Raw genomic sequence first — 16,259 nt, 5'->3', positions numbered from 1 at the left:
ACAAGGATTGCGCCCTTTCCCTGAACCGGCCACAATCGCTGCGTGAACGGCCAAACGAACGCATGATCAGGATTAAAGGGCAGGAGTGCGGATGACTTTCAGTGTGGGTTGGGAAGAATGGGTGGCACTGCCGGATCTGGCCATTCCCGGCGTGCGCGCCAAGATCGATACCGGCGCACAAACCTCGTCCCTGCATGCCTTTTCCGTTCATCCCTTCAGAAAAAACCAAGCCGATTATGTCCGTTTTGGCCTTCACCCCCTGCCGGAACGCCCGGAAATCGAGATTTTTTGCGAAGCCGAACTGATCGGCCAGCGCGAGATCACCTCATCCAATGGCGAGACAGAGCTGCGCCCCATCATCCGCACCCATGCCCGATTGGGTGATCGCCTCTGGCCCATTGAAATTTCCCTGACCAATCGCGAAACCATGTCTTATCGGATGCTTTTGGGGCGGCGCGCCCTTGAGGACGGCATTCTGGTGGATGTGACCCGATCCTGTATTCAGGGCAGCCTGGATCTATCGGTTTATGATCATCTGCCCCATGTTCATGCCGCCGACCGACCTTTGCGGATTGCTTTGCTTCATGGGGCCCCCGGGCTGGCCATCTGCGAACGGATCATCGAAGCGGCACAGGCGCGGGGGCATGAAATTCACGCGCTTGATGTCAATCGCTGCTATATGTCGGTTGAACAGGGCCAGCTTCGGGCACATCTGAATGGCGAGGCCCTGCCCCGCTTTGATATCGCCCTGCCCTGGCTGACCGCGACCGATCTGGTTTATGGCCTTGCCCTTTTGCGGCAATTTGAAACCAGCGGCATTCGCAGCCTGAATAATTCTGCGGCGCTTGCCGCCTGCTGGGATCGCCTTCATGCCAGCCAAAAGCTCGCCCGGCGGGCCATTCCCCAACCCGATATGGGCTTTGCCAATGCCACTGACAGCAATGCCCATCTGGTGAAGCTTTTGGGCGGCGCGCCTTTGATGCTGAAAATTCTGGAAGGCAGCGAAGATCGGGGCGCGGTCATTGTGGATACGCGGAAAGCGGCGCAATCCGTGCTGGCGGCGATGCGGGGTTTACGGGCGCATATATTGGTCCAGAATTATATCGCCCAAGCCAATGGCGCGGCTTTGCGCTGCTTTGTTCTGGGGCGAAAAATTCATGCCTCTTTGCTTTTGCAGCCCGATCCTGAGGGGAAACCCCCCCTGAGTCAGGGCGATATTTCCCCGCGCCGGGCTTTGAAAGCCCGGCCCACCGCCCTTGAACGAAAGATTGCCAGCAAAGCCGTTTCCGCTCTGGGCCTGCAAGCCGCAGTGGTGGATCTGGTGCGATCCGATGCCGGGCCTTTGGTGGTGGATGTAGATCCGATCTGCGATCTGGAACAATTTGAAACCGTGACCGGCCTTGATCTGGCCGCCGCCCTGATCGGCCATCTGGAAGATCGCAGCGGCCGCAATGGACGCCACTGATCAATTCATCTTTTGATTGCCGATCTCGCCTTGCACCCTTATGCACAATATGAGATGAGCAAAAGACTGATTTTCTCAGGCAAAAAAGCCGATGCGCTGTTCATATATCCTCCCCTTGATGGCCACCGCCCCTTTTCGGGCTAAGGGGGCCTGTGCCTGCCCGGCTGATGCCATGATGCGGCCTTATGAGGGGGGAGCCTGAAGACAATGACACCCCTTATGACCACCCTATTGCCCCCCGATAATCAATTTTTTGGATGAATGAGATGGATGTGAACGGCTCGAACCCCTTTGAGCACAAAGACGCAGTGATCGCCGAGGTGATCCAGATCGCAGGGAAAAATGCCCCGAAAAAAGAACGCGACGATTTTCTGCGCTTTCTTGATGTTTTTTATGCCCATGCATCGCCCGATGATGTGATCGCTCAATCGCCCGAGACCCTTTATGCCATTGCCTTTCATCTGTGGCAGATGAGCGCCACCCGAAAAGCCGGGCAGCCCAAGATCGAGGTTTTCAACCCACGCAGCCTGAAAGGCGGCTGGGGCACGGCCCATACCGCCATTGCCATCGTCAATGATGATATGCCTTTTCTGGTGGATTCGATCACCGGCGGTTTGGCCGTTACCCATCGCTATCGCCTCCATGCCGTGCATCATCCCATTGTGATGATGGATCGCGATGAGACCGGAAAACGGCGGAAATTCATCGGGGCCGTCAGCTTTGAACGGGGCCATGAACGCGGCGATGGCCGTGAATCATGCATGTATATCGAGATTGATGCCCAATCCGATCCTGCCGTGCTCGAAGATATCAAGCGCGTAATCGAAACCATTTTGCATGATGTGCGCGCCAGCGTGAAAGATTGGCGGGCGATGATTGCCAAAATCGATGAAACGGTGGCATCCTTAACGGTTAATCCCCCGCCCATCGATCCTGATGATCAGGAAGAAACCATCCGCTTTCTGCGCTGGCTGGGGGCGGATCGCTTTACCTTTCTTGGCTATCGGGAATATCGCTTTGATGGCGATGCAACAGACAGCGATTTCCATGCCGTGGAAAAATCGGGCCTAGGCATTTTGCGCGATCCCAATCGGTTCATCCTGCGCGGCACCCAGGGGCTGACCGCCATTTCCGCAGAAATCCGCCATTTTCTGGCCCAGCCCGATAAGCCGGTGATCATTACCAAAGCTAATGTGAAGGCCACGGTGCATCGCCCGGTGCATATGGATTATGTGGGGGTCAAAATCTATAATGAAGAGGGCGGGGTGATTGGCGAACGCCGCTTTACCGGCCTTTTCACATCCCAGGCCTATGCCGAAAGCCCCTATGACACGCCGCTTTTGCGCCGCAAGGTGGAAAATGTGCAAAAGCGCGCCTTATTCGATAAACGCAGCCATGCCGGTAAGGCCCTGCGCCATATTCTGGAAACCTTTCCCCGCGATGAACTCTTCCAAATCGAGGAAGGGCGGCTTTTGCGCACCGGCCTTGGGGTTTTGCATCTGCTCGAACGGCCCCGCCCCCGGGCCTTCATCCGTCGTGATCAATTCGAACGCTTTGTTTCGGCTCTGGTTTATGTGCCGCGCGATGTTTATCATTCCGGGCTGCGTCAGGCGGTTGAAGGTATTTTATGCGATGCCTTCAATGGCGAGATATCGGTTTATTACGCCCAGCTTTCCGATGATGTGATGGCCCGCTGGCATTTCATCATCCGCACCAAGCCCGGTGAGGTGCCACAAGCCGATGAGGCGATGATCGATCAAAGGCTGGCCGAAGCCGTGAAGGGCTGGCCTGAATTGCTGCGCGAACATCTGGTGGGACGCCATGGCGAAGAGGATGGAATCCGTCTTTATAATCGCTATGGCCAGATTTTCTCGGTTGGCTATCAGGAAGATTTCGATCCCAATCATGCTGTGCTCGATATTGCCAAAATCCATGCCCTGCGGCAGGGCGAAGGCATCGGCTTTGATCTCTATCGCCGGGAAACCGACCGCCCCGATGCCCTGCGGCTCAAGATGTATCATGATAGCGAGATCATCCCCTTAAGCGAATGCCTGCCGATGCTCGAACATCTGGGCCTCAAGGTCATCAGCGAACATGCCTATGAATTGGAGCGCGAGGAAGGCGGCTGCATCCATGATTTCTTCCTGCTCAAATCCGGTGCCCATCTCGATATCAAAACGCTCAAGCCCTTGGTCGAAGATCTTTTGGTTCATGTCTGGACCGGGCGGGTGGAAGACGACAGCTTCAACAGCCTGGCCATTGATTGCAGCCTGACCGCCCGGCAGATCATGGTTTTGCGCGCCTATAGCCGCTTCATGCGGCAGCTTGGCCTGCCTTTCGGTCAGGTCTATGTGGCCCGGTGCCTGCGCGATCATCCTCAGATCAGCCGCGATCTGTTTGATCTGTTTGCGGCCCGCTTTGATCCTGATGATGCTAATGACGATCAGCGCGATGCGCGGGTGGCTAGCCTTGAAAGCCGCTTTCATGAAGCGCTCGATCAGGTCACGGGCCTTGATGAGGATCGCATCCTGCGGGCCTTTTTCAGCCTGATCAAAGCCAGCGTTCGCACCAATTTCTATCAATCCCTTGATTGCGACAAAGGCTCGGATGGCAGCACGGGCCTTGCCATCAAGATCAGATCCCATGATGTGGATGAAGCGCCCTTGCCCCGGCCATGGCGGGAAATCTTTGTTTATTCTCCGCGTGTTGAAGGGGTGCATCTGCGCTGGGGGCCGGTGGCGCGCGGCGGTTTGCGCTGGTCGGATCGGCGCCAGGATTTCCGGACCGAAGTTTTAGGGTTGGTGAAAGCCCAGCATGTGAAGAATGCGGTGATCGTGCCGGTGGGCGCAAAGGGGGGCTTCGTTCCCAAAAATCTGCCCACGGGCGGGGATCGTGAAGCCATTCTGGATGAAGGGATCGCCTGCTATAAACGCTTTATCTGCAGCCTGTTATCGATCACCGATAATCTTGTGGATGGAACGCTGACGCATCCGGATCGGGTTCTTTGCCATGATGAGGATGATCCTTATCTGGTGGTTGCCGCCGATAAAGGCACCGCAAGCTTTTCCGACATTGCCAACCAGATCGCCAAAGAACGCAAATTCTGGCTCGGCGATGCCTTCGCATCCGGCGGCAGCCAGGGCTATGACCATAAAGCCATGGCCATCACCGCCCGGGGTGCCTGGGTTTCGGTGGAGCGCCATTTCCGCGAACGCGGGCTGAATGTGGACATCGACCCTTTCACCGTGATCGGGGTGGGGGATATGTCGGGGGATGTGTTTGGCAATGGCATGCTTTTATCCCGTGCCATCCGCCTGCGCGCTGCTTTTGATCATCGCCATATCTTCATCGATCCCGATCCCGAGGCCCATGCCGATGCCGCCTTCAAGGAACGCCAGCGTTTATTTGCGCTCAGCCGATCAAGCTGGGCGGATTATGATACCAGCCTCATATCCGAAGGCGGTGGGGTCTGGTCACGCAGCGCCAAATCCATCCGCCTGAACCCGCAGATCAAAGCCTTTTTAGGCATCGATAAAGAAAGCCTCACCCCCACCCAACTGATCCACCATATCCTGAAGGCCAAAGCCGATCTTTTATGGTTTGGGGGAATTGGTACCTATGTAAAAGCCACGGAAGAAAGCCATGCCGATGCAGGCGACCGGGCCAATGATATCTTGCGGATCAATGCCAGCGAATTGCGGGCAAGCTGTGTGGGCGAAGGCGCCAATCTGGGGATGACCCAGAAAGCGCGGATCGAATTTGCCCGCGCCGGTGGCCGGATCAATACCGATTTCATCGATAATTCCGCCGGTGTCGATTGTTCCGATAAAGAGGTCAATATCAAAATCCTACTGGCCGATGCCATGGCCACAGGCACCCTTCAACCTCAAAACCGCGACTCGCTTTTAGCCGAGATGACGGATGCCGTGGCCACGATTGTTTTGGAAGACAATTATCTGCAGACACAGGCCCTTAGCCACGCCGAGGCGCAAGCTGCAGGCGCCCGGGAAAGCCATGCCGGCCTCATCCGCACCCTTGCCCGTGAAGGAACGCTGGATCGCGATATCGAATTTCTGCCCAGCGAAGAGCAGTTTTCCGAACTTGCGGTGACGCAAAAAGGGCTGAGCCGACCGGAATTATCGGTTCTCATGGCTTATGCCAAGCTCAGCCTGAAAGCCATCATGACCCGGGCCGATCTTTTGGATGATCCTTTTTTGCAGCCTGAATTATGCCACGGCTTTCCCGATATCCTGGTGGAACGCTTTCCAAAATCCTTGGAAAATCATCGTTTGCGCCGTGAAATGATCGCCACCATTCTGGTTAATCAGGTGGTGAATCGGGCCGGGCTGACCTTTGTTTATGAGGTGCGCGAGGAAACCGGCCTTGGTGTTGATCAGATTTTCAGCGCTTTTTTAGTGGTGCGGGATATTTTCCGGCTACAAAGCCTGTGGCCACAGGTCGATGCCCTTGATTATCAGGTGCCCTCCACCATCCAAACCCTGATGCATCTGGAACTGACCACCCTGATCAAGCAGCAAACCATCTGGTTTTTGCGAAATGAAGACCGCCCCTTGGCCCTGAAACCCCTGATCGAAACCTATGGCGATGGGGTGGCTGCCCTTTTGGCACAACCGGAAGAGGTTTTATCCCCCCTCTCGCGGGAAGCCTATCAAACCCGGGTGGCGATGTATCAAGAACAAGGCACACCCCTTGAACTGGCGCGCCGGGTGGTGTCCCTGCAGATGCTTGGTTTTTGCTGCGATGTGCAAAAAGTGGCCATGGCTTTGGGCCGGGATGTGGTGGATGTGGGCCGCGCTTTTTCCGAAGTAGGGGAATGCATCGGCTTTGATTGGTTGCGCCAGACCAGCGAGATGATTTCAACCGAAGATCATTGGGATCGTTTGGCCGCCCGGGCGGTTTTGGATGATCTGGCCGATCAACAACGGGAACTCACCCGCTATATCCTGCAAAATACCGCCAGCGATCAGGGGTCGGAAGCCGTGAGCCTCTGGTTTAAAGAACAGGAGATGACCCGAATGCGGGCGGATCGGCTTTTGGCTGATCTGAAATCAAGCGGCCCCCTTTCGGTGGCGAAGCTCTCTTTTGCGGCCCGGCATCTGCGCTCGATCATGTCGCGGGCCGTTGGATCATAAGGCTTTTAGATCAAGGGGTTGGTGCGGTTTTCTGAAAAATTGCACCAGCCTTTCTCCCCGGCGCTCTCACGCAATATGGCTATGCTTTAGCGCTCGATCAGCGCCTGGCACAGATCATCGAGCTGCTCTAATGAAGCATAGCGGATCGTGACCTGTCCGCCCGCATCCCCCTTATGATCGATGCTCACAACCAAACCCAAAGATTGGCTGAGATCCTGCTCCAAAGCCCGGGTATCGGCGTCTTTCCGGGGCGTGCCGGGCTTATGGCCCGCTGATGATGGGGATGATGATTGGCTGGCTGCTGGTGCTTTTAGCTGATCTTTTTGTGCATGAACGAGCTTTTCCACCGCCCGCACGCTCAATTCCCCCTCGATAGCTTTTTTCGCCAAAGCCAAAGGATCGGGGGTGCCGATCAAGGCTCGGGCATGGCCCATGCTCAGGCGACCATCATCCACCATATGCCGCACCGCTTCAGGCAAGCTGAGCAGACGCAAAAGATTGGCGATATGGCTGCGCGATTTCCCCACAGCCTTGGCGATTTCATCCTGCTTATGGCCGAAATCATCGATCAAGCGCAGATAACCCTGCGCTTCTTCGATGGCCGAAAGATCGCGCCTTTGGATATTTTCGATGATCGCCACTTCCAACGCCGCCCGATCATCCAGATCGCGCACCAGAACCGGCACATCATGCAGGCCCGCTTTCTGGGATGCCCGCCAGCGCCGTTCTCCGGCAATGATTTCATAACGTGGCCCATCAGCGCCATCTTTCGCCGATTTTCGCACCAGAATGGGCTGCAAAACGCCTTTTTCCCGGATTGAATCGGCCAGCGACTGCAATTCTTCTGCATCAAAGATCCGCCGAGGCTGAAACGGATTGGCCATCAGATGATGGATCGGCAAAACCCGCACCCCATCTCCAGAAAGCCCACCGGCCCGTCCTTGGGTATCATGGCCCTCATCCAGCGGATAATCATCCATCAGGGCAGAAAGCCCCCGGCCCAAACCCCGCTGAACCGCCCGCGTTTTTGGCTTTGCTGTTTGCTGAGGATCGCTCATGCCGCCCGTGCCCTTCCTTCTCTGCGCAAAACTTCACTGGCCAATTTCATATAGGCCTGGCTGCCGGAACAGCGGTGATCATATAAAAGCGCCGGTTTTCCATGGCTTGGGGCTTCTGATACACGCACATTGCGCGGGATCACGGTTTTGAACACCACATCCCCCAGATAATCGCGCACATCCCGGGCGACCTGTTCGCTCAAACGGTTGCGTTTGTCAAACATGGTCAGCACCACACCGGCAATGGCCAAAGATGGATTATAGCTTGACCGCACCCGCTCGATGGTCCGCAGCAAAAGGGATAAGCCTTCAAGGGCGAAAAATTCGCATTGCAAGGGCACCAAGACCTGTTCCGCCACCGTCAGGGCATTCAAGGTGAGCAGGGAAAGCGAGGGCGGACAATCGATCAAAACATAATCAAAGCCATCAAGGCCGGGATCTTTTTCCAGCATATCCCGCAGGCGATAGGCCCGGCGCGGCATGGTCACCAATTCCATATCAGCGCCAGACAGATCGATGGTTGAGGGCACCACATAAAGCCCGGGAATCCCCGTTTTCACCAAGACCGAGGCAATATCGGCTTCGCCCATCACCAGATCATAAGACGATAAAGACCGCTGCGCGCGATCGATCCCAAATCCTGTGGAGGCATTCCCCTGCGGATCAAGATCAAGGATCATCACCTTTTTCCCGATGGCCGATAAGGCGGTTGCCAGATTGATAGCGGTGGTGGTTTTCCCCACCCCGCCCTTTTGATTGGCAACAGCAATAATCCGGGGGCTTATGGGTTTTTTATCCTGCACGGCTTGCCGCCCTTATCTGAATGAGGATTGCCTGTGGATCAGTCCAGCTTTCAAAAAGCTCCGCCTCAACTGTCCAGGATTGTTGGCAGCGGGTCAATTCCTCTTGCACGGACCGTCCCTTCAAAAACCAGTATTCGCTTTGGGGCGTGCAGAATTTTTCGCCATAAGCCAAAAGCTGATCCAATGGGGCCAGGGCGCGGGCGGTGATGATATCCACCGGAAAAGGCGTGAGTTGCTCGATCCGGCTGTGATGGACGGTGGCATTCACCCCGGTTTCCCGGATCACCTGCCGCAAAAAGCTGCATTTACGCTGATCGCTTTCCACCAGATGCACCGGCCCCGCATCAAAACAGGCCAGCACAAGGCCGGGAAATCCCGCCCCGGCCCCCAGATCCAGCCAACTTGGCTTTTCACCCTTTTCCGCCACCGGATGCAAAGACGAATGATCGCGAACCTGCGCCACTATCTGAGCACTATCAAGAAAATGCCGTGTCCAGATATGATCCACAGTGGCCGGGCCAATCAGATTGATCTTTGCCTGCCATTTTTTCAAAAGCGCTTCATAAAGGCACAGGCGCTCATATGTTTCACGTGAAACATCGAGCCGCCCTTTTGCCAAGCCCGCTGGCCACAAGTCTGGCGATCTGACGCTGAGCGAACCCATAGATTGAAGCCCCCTGCTTATGCCGCTTTCGTTCGTTTTTTCAGATGCGACAGGATAAGAGTCAGCGCCGCCGGGGTCACGCCGGATATCCGCGCCGCGGCCCCCAAGGTTGCGGGCCGGGCCTGAGCAAATTTTTCCTGCAATTCCTTTGAAAGCCCCGGAAGATCGGCAAAATCGAAATCCGCCGGAATGGTCAAGCCTTCGTCTTTTCTAAAGGCGGCAATATCATGGGCCTGACGATCCAGATAGGTGGCATAGCGGGCTTCGATCCGCACCTGATCCAAAGCATCGGATTGCAGGGCCGCCATGGCTTCGGGCCAAATCCGGCGCAAGACATCGGGATCGATTTCGGGATAGCTCAAAAGCTCGAAAGCCGTGCGACGGCGGCCATCCTTGCGCAGGCTGATCCCATGGGAACCCGCCTCATCGGGGGTGATGTGCAAAGCCTGAAGCTGCTGGCGCGCCCGAGCCAGCTGATCGGATTTATCCTGCCAATGCGCCGCCCGTTCCGGCCCCACCAAGCCGATGGCGAGGCCTTTTGCCGTCAGCCTTTGATCGGCATTATCCGCCCGCAAATGCAGGCGATATTCCGCCCGGCTGGTAAACATCCGATAAGGCTCAGCAGTGCCCCGGGTGATCAGATCATCGATCATCACCCCCATATAGGCATCGGCGCGATCCAGAATGAAGGGCGCGGCCCCGGATGCCGACAAGGCGGCATTCGTACCCGCCAAAAGCCCTTGGGCCGCGGCTTCTTCATAGCCGGTGGTGCCATTGATCTGCCCTGCCAGATAAAGGCCGGAAACGCGCCGCGTTTCCAGGCTTGGGCGCAATTCGCGGGGATCGATATAATCATATTCAATGGCATAGCCTGGGCGCACGATCTCGGCTTTTTGCAGGCCGGGCATGGTGCGGATCAGGGCCAGTTGTACATCTTCGGGCAGGCTTGTTGAAATGCCATTGGGATAAACCAGATGGCTATCCAAACCTTCGGGCTCCAGAAAGATCTGATGGCTGTCCTTATCGGCAAAGCGCACGATCTTATCTTCGATGGATGGGCAATAGCGGGGACCACGGCTTTCGATCCGCCCGGAATACATCGCAGATAAATGCAGATTATCGCTGATCACCTGATGCGTTTCGCGGGTGGTACGGGTGATATAGCATGAAATCTGTGGAACCGTGATCTGGCTGGTCAGGGTGGAAAATGGGACCGGCGGCTGATCGCCCGGCTGCTCTTCGCATTGCGACCAGTCGATACTGCGGCCATCTAATCGCGGCGGTGTGCCGGTTTTCAACCGGCCAAGGCTAAAGCCCGCACGCTCAAGAGAAAGGGACAAGCCCACCGCCGGCGCTTCGCCCATGCGGCCTGCGGGGATGGTTTTTGGACCCAGATGAATAAGGCCGCGCAAAAATGTGCCAGTAGTCAAAACCACATTGGGGGCGCGCACCACCGCGCCATCGGCCAGCACAACACCCGTAACTTTTGCACCCGCATCGGTATCCTGATCGATAATCAGATCTTCGACAGAAGCCGCACGCAGCGTCAGCCCCGCAATATTGGCCAAATGATCTTGCATAGCGCGAGCATAAAGGGCGCGATCCGATTGACAACGCGGCCCCTGCACGGCCGGCCCCTTGCGCCGATTGAGCAGGCGAAATTGAATCCCCGAGGCATCGGCCACCCGCCCCATCAGGCCATCCAAAGCATCAATTTCACGAACCAGATGGCCCTTGCCCAATCCGCCAATCGCCGGATTGCACGACATCACCCCGATATGATCCAGACGGTGGGTAAGCAAAAGGGTTCTCGCCCCGATGCGCGCCGAGGCCGCAGCGGCTTCGCAGCCAGCATGGCCACCGCCAATAATGATCACATCAAAGGAATCGTTCACTCGGCACCTGTTAAATTCACTGATTTGGCCAAGCCTATCATCGCTTGCACCTGTGCCGCACCTTATGTTCGGGCGATCAAAAGGTCAAACGCCATTGCACGTTTGTTGGGCGCGCCTTATCGAAACAGAGTTGCTGAATAGCAATGTTTCACGTGAAACATCGGCCAGCACTCCTCGCAAGCCACAAGATTTTTACACTATTTTCCAATGCAGAATGAGGAAAAGACGATATCCAGCATCGACTCGACATCCACCCGCCCGGTGATCCGCCCCACCGCCCGTGCCGCCATACGGATATCCTCCGCGGCCAGCACCGGATCCCTATGATCGGCATCCGCACGCATATAGCGTTGCAAACAGGCTTGAGCCTCTTCAAGAGCCTGGCGGTGGCGAATGCGGGTGAGCGCCGGGGCTTCTCGCACGTCGCATAAATCCATCACCCGATGCGATAGTGCTTCCAACACGTCCGCAATCCCGCGATCGGCCGTCACCGAGATCACAAAAAGCCTCTCATCACCCGGCTGGTGGCCATAAGGGGGATGGCCAAGCTGATCCGCCTTGTTCAAAAGGATGATATCCGCATCATCACGCAAGCGCGCGAGATCGGCTGGTAGCTGCGAGAGATCAAAAACAGGCGCATGATGCTCAGAATCATCTTCTTCCATGATGATATGCGCAGCGGCATCAAGCAAAAGAACCCGAATATCCGCCTGATGCGCCTTATCCAGCGCCCGCCGCACGCCTTCGCTTTCGATGCTGTCTCCGGCTTCCCGGATGCCCGCCGTATCGATCAGGCTGGCAGGATAGCCTGATAAATTCATCTGCACCTCGATCACATCGCGCGTGGTGCCCGCGATATCTGAAACAATCGCGGCATCTTTCTTCGATAAAGCATTTAAAAGGCTTGATTTTCCAACATTGGGCGCGCCCAGCAAAACAATCGATACGCCCTCGCGCAGGCGCTCGCCCCTATGATCATCGCCAAGATGGGTGCTGATTTCATCCAGCAGGCGCATCAGATCGGGGCGGAGTGTTTCCACCATATCCTCGGGCAGATCTTCATCCGGAAAATCGATATCGGCCTCGATCCGGGCATAGGCATTCATCAGCCGCAGGCGCCAATCTTCATAAATCCGGCCCAGGGCGCCGCCCATCTGCCGCAGCGCCTGTTGCTGCTGGGCTGCCGTTTCCGCCATCACCAGATCATTGATGGCTTCGGCTTCGGTCAGATCCATCCGGCCCTGTTCAAAAGCACGACGGGTAAATTCCCCCGGCTCTGCCCCCCGCAGGCCTTTGATCCTTGATAAAACCTCCAGAACCGAGGCCACCACCGCCCGCCCGCCATGAAGATGCAATTCCACCACATCTTCTCCGGTAAAGCTGGCCGGTGCGGCAAAAACCAGAATCAAAGCCTCATCCAGCAAGGCCCCTGATTGCGGATCATAAAGCCGGCGCACGGATGCCAGACGCGGCGGTGGCGGTTTTTTTCGCGTGAGGCTGGCCAAAGCCGCCATCACCCGGGGGCCAGACAGCCGCACAACACTGACCCCGGCCCGGCCATGGCCACTGGCCAGCGCAAAGATGCTATCTGGCGCGGCGGGCATGGCTCAGCTTTTAGGCTTGGCGGTGGTCATCGCGGCTTGCACCAGCTTTTGAAACTGCTCCATACCCGTGCTGGCCCCGGTCATCCAGCCGCTCATCATCTGCTGAAGATCTTCGGCACTCAGCCCCTCGCTCGCCCGGCGCTGCATTTGCGCCATGATTTCCTGCTGCAAAGGTTCCAGATCAGGCAAACCGAAAAAGCTGCGCAGTTCTTTTGGTGTACAATCGATATCCACGGTAATTTTCATGGTCTGGCCTCCTTGCGGCTTGCGGCCCACCCGCGTAGCCTGTGCATGGATCGGGATCGCCACCGAGCCGGCATCCCCAGAAAATAGGTTACCCGCGCATGTCAGACAACCAATTACGATTTGAATCAAGCCCCTATCTGCTCCAACATGCCGATAATCCGGTGGATTGGCGGCCCTGGGGGCCAAAAGCTCTGGCTGAAGCCCAGGCCCAAAACAAGCCGATCCTGCTTTCGGTGGGCTATGCTGCCTGCCATTGGTGCCATGTGATGGCCCATGAAAGCTTCGAGGATCCAGACATTGCCGAACAAATGAACAGGCTTTTCATCAATATCAAGGTGGATCGCGAAGAACGGCCCGATATCGATACGCTTTATATGTCCTCTTTATCGCTGATGGGGCAGCCGGGGGGCTGGCCGCTCACGATGTTTCTGACCCCAAAGGGCGAGCCTTTCTGGGGTGGCACCTATTTTCCGGCACAGGCTTCGTATGGGCGTCCGGGCTTTATCGAGGTTCTGGATAGGGTCGCAGCCCTCTATCACAGCAATCGCGAACAGGTGGCTGAAAACAGCACCATCTTAATGGAGCATCTTGAAAAGCTTTATGAAACCAAATCCCTTGAAGGCTCGCAATCAATAATAGAACCCCATCTGCTGGATCAAATCGCCACCAAGCTTTTCCATCATATGGACCCGCGCCATGGCGGCATGGCGGGGGCGCCCAAATTCCCCCAACCCCATATGCTTGAATTTCTCTGGCGCGGTGCCATCCGAGCCCGGCAGGAAAACTGGTTTCAGGCCGTGGAACGTGCCCTTGATCAAATGGCTTTGGGCGGACTTTATGATCATCTGGGCGGGGGATTTTCGCGCTATACGGTGGATGAGCGCTGGCTGGTGCCGCATTTTGAAAAAATGCTTTATGACAATGCCCAGCTCATCGCCCTTTATACCGAAGTTTGGCGCGAAACCCGATCCCCCCTTTATCGCCTGCGTGTGGCTGAAAGCATGGAGTGGCTCGAGCGTGAAATGATCACCGCCGAGGGGGCCTATGCCGCATCTTTGGATGCCGACAGCGAAGGCGTGGAGGGCAAATTCTATGTCTGGACGAAGGCGCAGATCGCTGCTCTGCTCAGCCCCGAGGATGCCGCACTCTTTTGCGAGCATTATGATGTGCGCGATGAAGGAAATTGGGAGGGGGTCACCATCCTCAATCGCCTGCATAGCGCCTTTCCCCAAATGGATGAAACGGAAAACCGTCTGGCCCAATGCCGGGCGATTCTCTTTCGCGATCGCACAGAACGGGTGCGCCCAGGTCTCGATGATAAGATCTTATGCGATTGGAATGGCCTGATGATTGCCGCCGCGTGCAAGGCCGCTTCTGTGTTCGAGCGGCCAGATTGGCTGGAACGGGCCCGCCATGTGTTCGCATGGATCAAAAACACCATGAGCGGCCCCGATGGCCGCCTTTTTCATGCCGCGCGGGGGGGCAGGATCACGACCGTCTCCCTTCTCGATGATCATGCGCAGATGATCCGCGCGGGCCTGACGCTTTATGAAACTACGGCCGAAACGCGCTATCTTGAACAGGCCATCCTTTGGGCTGAAAAAGTGGAAGATCTGTTCAAGGATGAGGAAACGGGGGGCTATTTCACGGCGGCAAAAGATGCCGATGATTTGCTGATGCGCCCAAAATCCGCCCATGATGGGGCCCAACCATCCGGCAATGCGACGATGCTGGAAAATTTTGCACGCCTGTTTGCCATCACCGGCGATCTGCAATGGAAAAAGCGCGCGGATCATTTGCTGGCAACCTATTCAGAACCGGCCATTGCCCAGTTTTTCCCTCATCTATCCTTTCTCAATGCCTGTGATACCCTGTTCAACAGCCTTGAAATCAGCCTGATGCAAAAGGATGTGCAACCATTGGAGGGAGCGTTCAAGGCCACCATCCTTGGTCAATCCCTGCCCAATGCAATCTTGAACTATAAACAGGATCGAAATCTTGAGGCCGATCAGATGACCTTATGCACCCAGCAAAAATGCAGCCAACCGATCACCGATCTTCAGGCATTTGCCACGCTTTTGAAAAGCGCACGATCCGGCGATCCGATCTTCGAAGGTGGAGACTGAACCCATGGGCATTTTATCTCTTCACAGCCCCTTGGGCGATCTCACCTTGTTTGAAGAGGATGATCATATCATCGCTTTGGAATGGGGATGGGGGGATCGCCAGCAGCCCAGCCCGCTTTTGATCGAAGCAGCCCAGCAGGTACAGGATTATTTCGATGGAGTCCGCACCCTGTTCGATCTGCCGTTAAATCCCCATGGCAGTGATTTTCAAAAGCGGGCCTGGTCTGCGATCAGCCAGATCCCCTATGGCACCACTCAAAGCTATGGGGAGTTGGCCCATAAAATCGGCACGAAGGCCCGCGCCATGGGCAGTGCCTGCAGAACCAACCCCATTCCGATCATCATCCCCTGCCATAGAGTGTTGAGCGCTCAAGGCAATCTAACCGGCTATTCCGGAATGGGCGGCCTCGACTCCAAAGCCGCCCTCATCCGCTTGGAAGGCATTGCGCCCCAGCTTCCCTTATAATCGGCATTTATCGCAATAAATCATTTCAAACCAAGGAGACAACAATGCCCGCACGCACCATCTCTATCGACGCCAAGGATCAATCCGGCCGCTTCAAGGCTTATGTCGCTTATCCTGAAAGCGGATCGGGGTCTGTGGTTGTGGCCATTCAGGAAATTTTCGGCGTCAACACACCGATGCGCCTAATTTGCGACAAGCTGGCCGAAGATGGTTATATCGCCATTTGCCCCGATCTTTTTTGGCGACAGGAACCCGATATCCAACTGAATGACAAATTATCCAAGGATTGGGATCGAGCTTTCGAGCTTTATAAGGGATTTGATCTTGATAACGGCATTGAAGATATCGCCGCAACCATCGCCACGGCCCGCAAGATCGAAGGCAGCAGCGGCAAGGTGGCGGTGATCGGCTATTGTTTAGGGGGGATGTTGGCTTATCTCAGTGCCTGCCGAACCAATGCCGATGCGGCCATTGGCTATTATGGTGTGGGCATTGATGGAAAGCTGGATGAGGCGGCCCATATCAAGGGGCAATTGATGCTCCATATCGCCCGCGAAGATGGCTTTGTTGATAAACAGGCGCAGGCCGCCATCCATCAGGCGCTCGATGGTCATGATCATGTGATTGTGCATGATTATGCGGATGTGGATCACGCTTTTGCCCGCCCGGGTGGCACCCATTATGATCAGGCGGCGGCAGAGAAGGCCAATGCCCGAACGGCGGCATTTCTCAAAGAGAATATCGGTTAGGATTGAGACGAGAGAACCGTTTGATACCCA

At 56.1% G+C, this 16,259-nt stretch carries 11 protein-coding genes; 5 read left to right on the top strand and 6 right to left on the bottom strand.

The features are described 5' to 3' along the window. Positions 1 to 91: 91 nt before the first annotated feature. Together QK300_RS00535 and QK300_RS00530 are read left to right on the top strand one after the other, a co-directional pair. Positions 92 to 1,465 (top strand): RimK/LysX family protein, encoded by a 1,374-nt coding sequence (locus tag QK300_RS00535; RefSeq protein WP_281299924.1) that lies wholly within the window; start codon positions 92 to 94, stop codon positions 1,463 to 1,465. Positions 1,466 to 1,731: 266 nt separating this feature from the next. Beyond that, a complete protein-coding gene (locus tag QK300_RS00530) occupies positions 1,732 to 6,618 on the top strand; it encodes an NAD-glutamate dehydrogenase (protein WP_281320798.1) in 4,887 nt (1,628 codons plus the stop codon). Between the two features lie 86 nt (positions 6,619 to 6,704). Here the strand turns inward: QK300_RS00530 and QK300_RS00525 are convergent, their stop codons facing one another. The 6 genes from QK300_RS00525 to QK300_RS00500 form a co-directional block, all read right to left on the bottom strand. After that, positions 6,705 to 7,676 (bottom strand): ParB/RepB/Spo0J family partition protein, encoded by a 972-nt coding sequence (locus QK300_RS00525; protein ID WP_281299926.1) that lies wholly within the window; start codon positions 7,674 to 7,676, stop codon positions 6,705 to 6,707. Further along, the gene (locus tag QK300_RS00520; RefSeq protein ID WP_281299927.1) at positions 7,673 to 8,479 is read right to left on the bottom strand and encodes a ParA family protein; all 807 of its coding nucleotides are present in this window, start codon (positions 8,477 to 8,479) and stop codon (positions 7,673 to 7,675) included. Before QK300_RS00520 ends, QK300_RS00525 begins: the two co-directional genes overlap by 4 nt. Next, positions 8,469 to 9,143 (bottom strand): 16S rRNA (guanine(527)-N(7))-methyltransferase RsmG, encoded by a 675-nt coding sequence (rsmG, locus tag QK300_RS00515; protein ID WP_281299928.1) that lies wholly within the window; start codon positions 9,141 to 9,143, stop codon positions 8,469 to 8,471. Before rsmG ends, QK300_RS00520 begins: the two co-directional genes overlap by 11 nt. A 17-nt stretch (positions 9,144 to 9,160) precedes the next feature. Beyond that, positions 9,161 to 11,038: a tRNA uridine-5-carboxymethylaminomethyl(34) synthesis enzyme MnmG gene (gene mnmG / locus QK300_RS00510; RefSeq protein ID WP_281299929.1), complete on the bottom strand. Its 1,878-nt coding sequence runs from the start codon at positions 11,036 to 11,038 to the stop codon at positions 9,161 to 9,163. A 197-nt stretch (positions 11,039 to 11,235) separates the two neighbouring features. After that, a complete protein-coding gene (gene mnmE, locus QK300_RS00505) occupies positions 11,236 to 12,642 on the bottom strand; it encodes a tRNA uridine-5-carboxymethylaminomethyl(34) synthesis GTPase MnmE (protein WP_281299930.1) in 1,407 nt (468 codons plus the stop codon). A gap of 3 nt (positions 12,643 to 12,645) precedes the next feature. Further along, entirely contained in the window at positions 12,646 to 12,888 is a 243-nt protein-coding gene (locus QK300_RS00500) for a DUF6489 family protein (protein ID WP_281299931.1), read from the bottom strand. Between the two features lie 98 nt (positions 12,889 to 12,986). Here QK300_RS00500 and QK300_RS00495 point away from each other — a divergent pair, with 98 nt between their 5' ends. From QK300_RS00495 to QK300_RS00485, 3 genes are read left to right on the top strand one after another with little or no spacing between them, the layout of a single operon-like run. Further along, complete coding sequence (locus QK300_RS00495; RefSeq protein WP_281299932.1) at positions 12,987 to 15,014, top strand: thioredoxin domain-containing protein; 2,028 nt, start codon at positions 12,987 to 12,989, stop codon at positions 15,012 to 15,014. 4 nt (positions 15,015 to 15,018) lie between these two features. Beyond that, positions 15,019 to 15,480, top strand: coding sequence for a methylated-DNA--[protein]-cysteine S-methyltransferase (locus QK300_RS00490; protein WP_281299933.1), 462 nt, complete (start codon positions 15,019 to 15,021; stop codon positions 15,478 to 15,480). Positions 15,481 to 15,524: 44 nt separating this feature from the next. Then, positions 15,525 to 16,229 (top strand): dienelactone hydrolase family protein, encoded by a 705-nt coding sequence (locus QK300_RS00485; protein ID WP_281299934.1) that lies wholly within the window; start codon positions 15,525 to 15,527, stop codon positions 16,227 to 16,229. Positions 16,230 to 16,259 lie beyond the last annotated feature (30 nt).

It is taken from the genome of Iodidimonas sp. MBR-22 (genome assembly GCF_029946565.1).
Lineage (GTDB): Bacteria > Pseudomonadota > Alphaproteobacteria > Sphingomonadales > Rhodothalassiaceae > Iodidimonas > Iodidimonas nitroreducens.
This window is presented reverse-complemented; position numbering and strand designations above follow the sequence as displayed.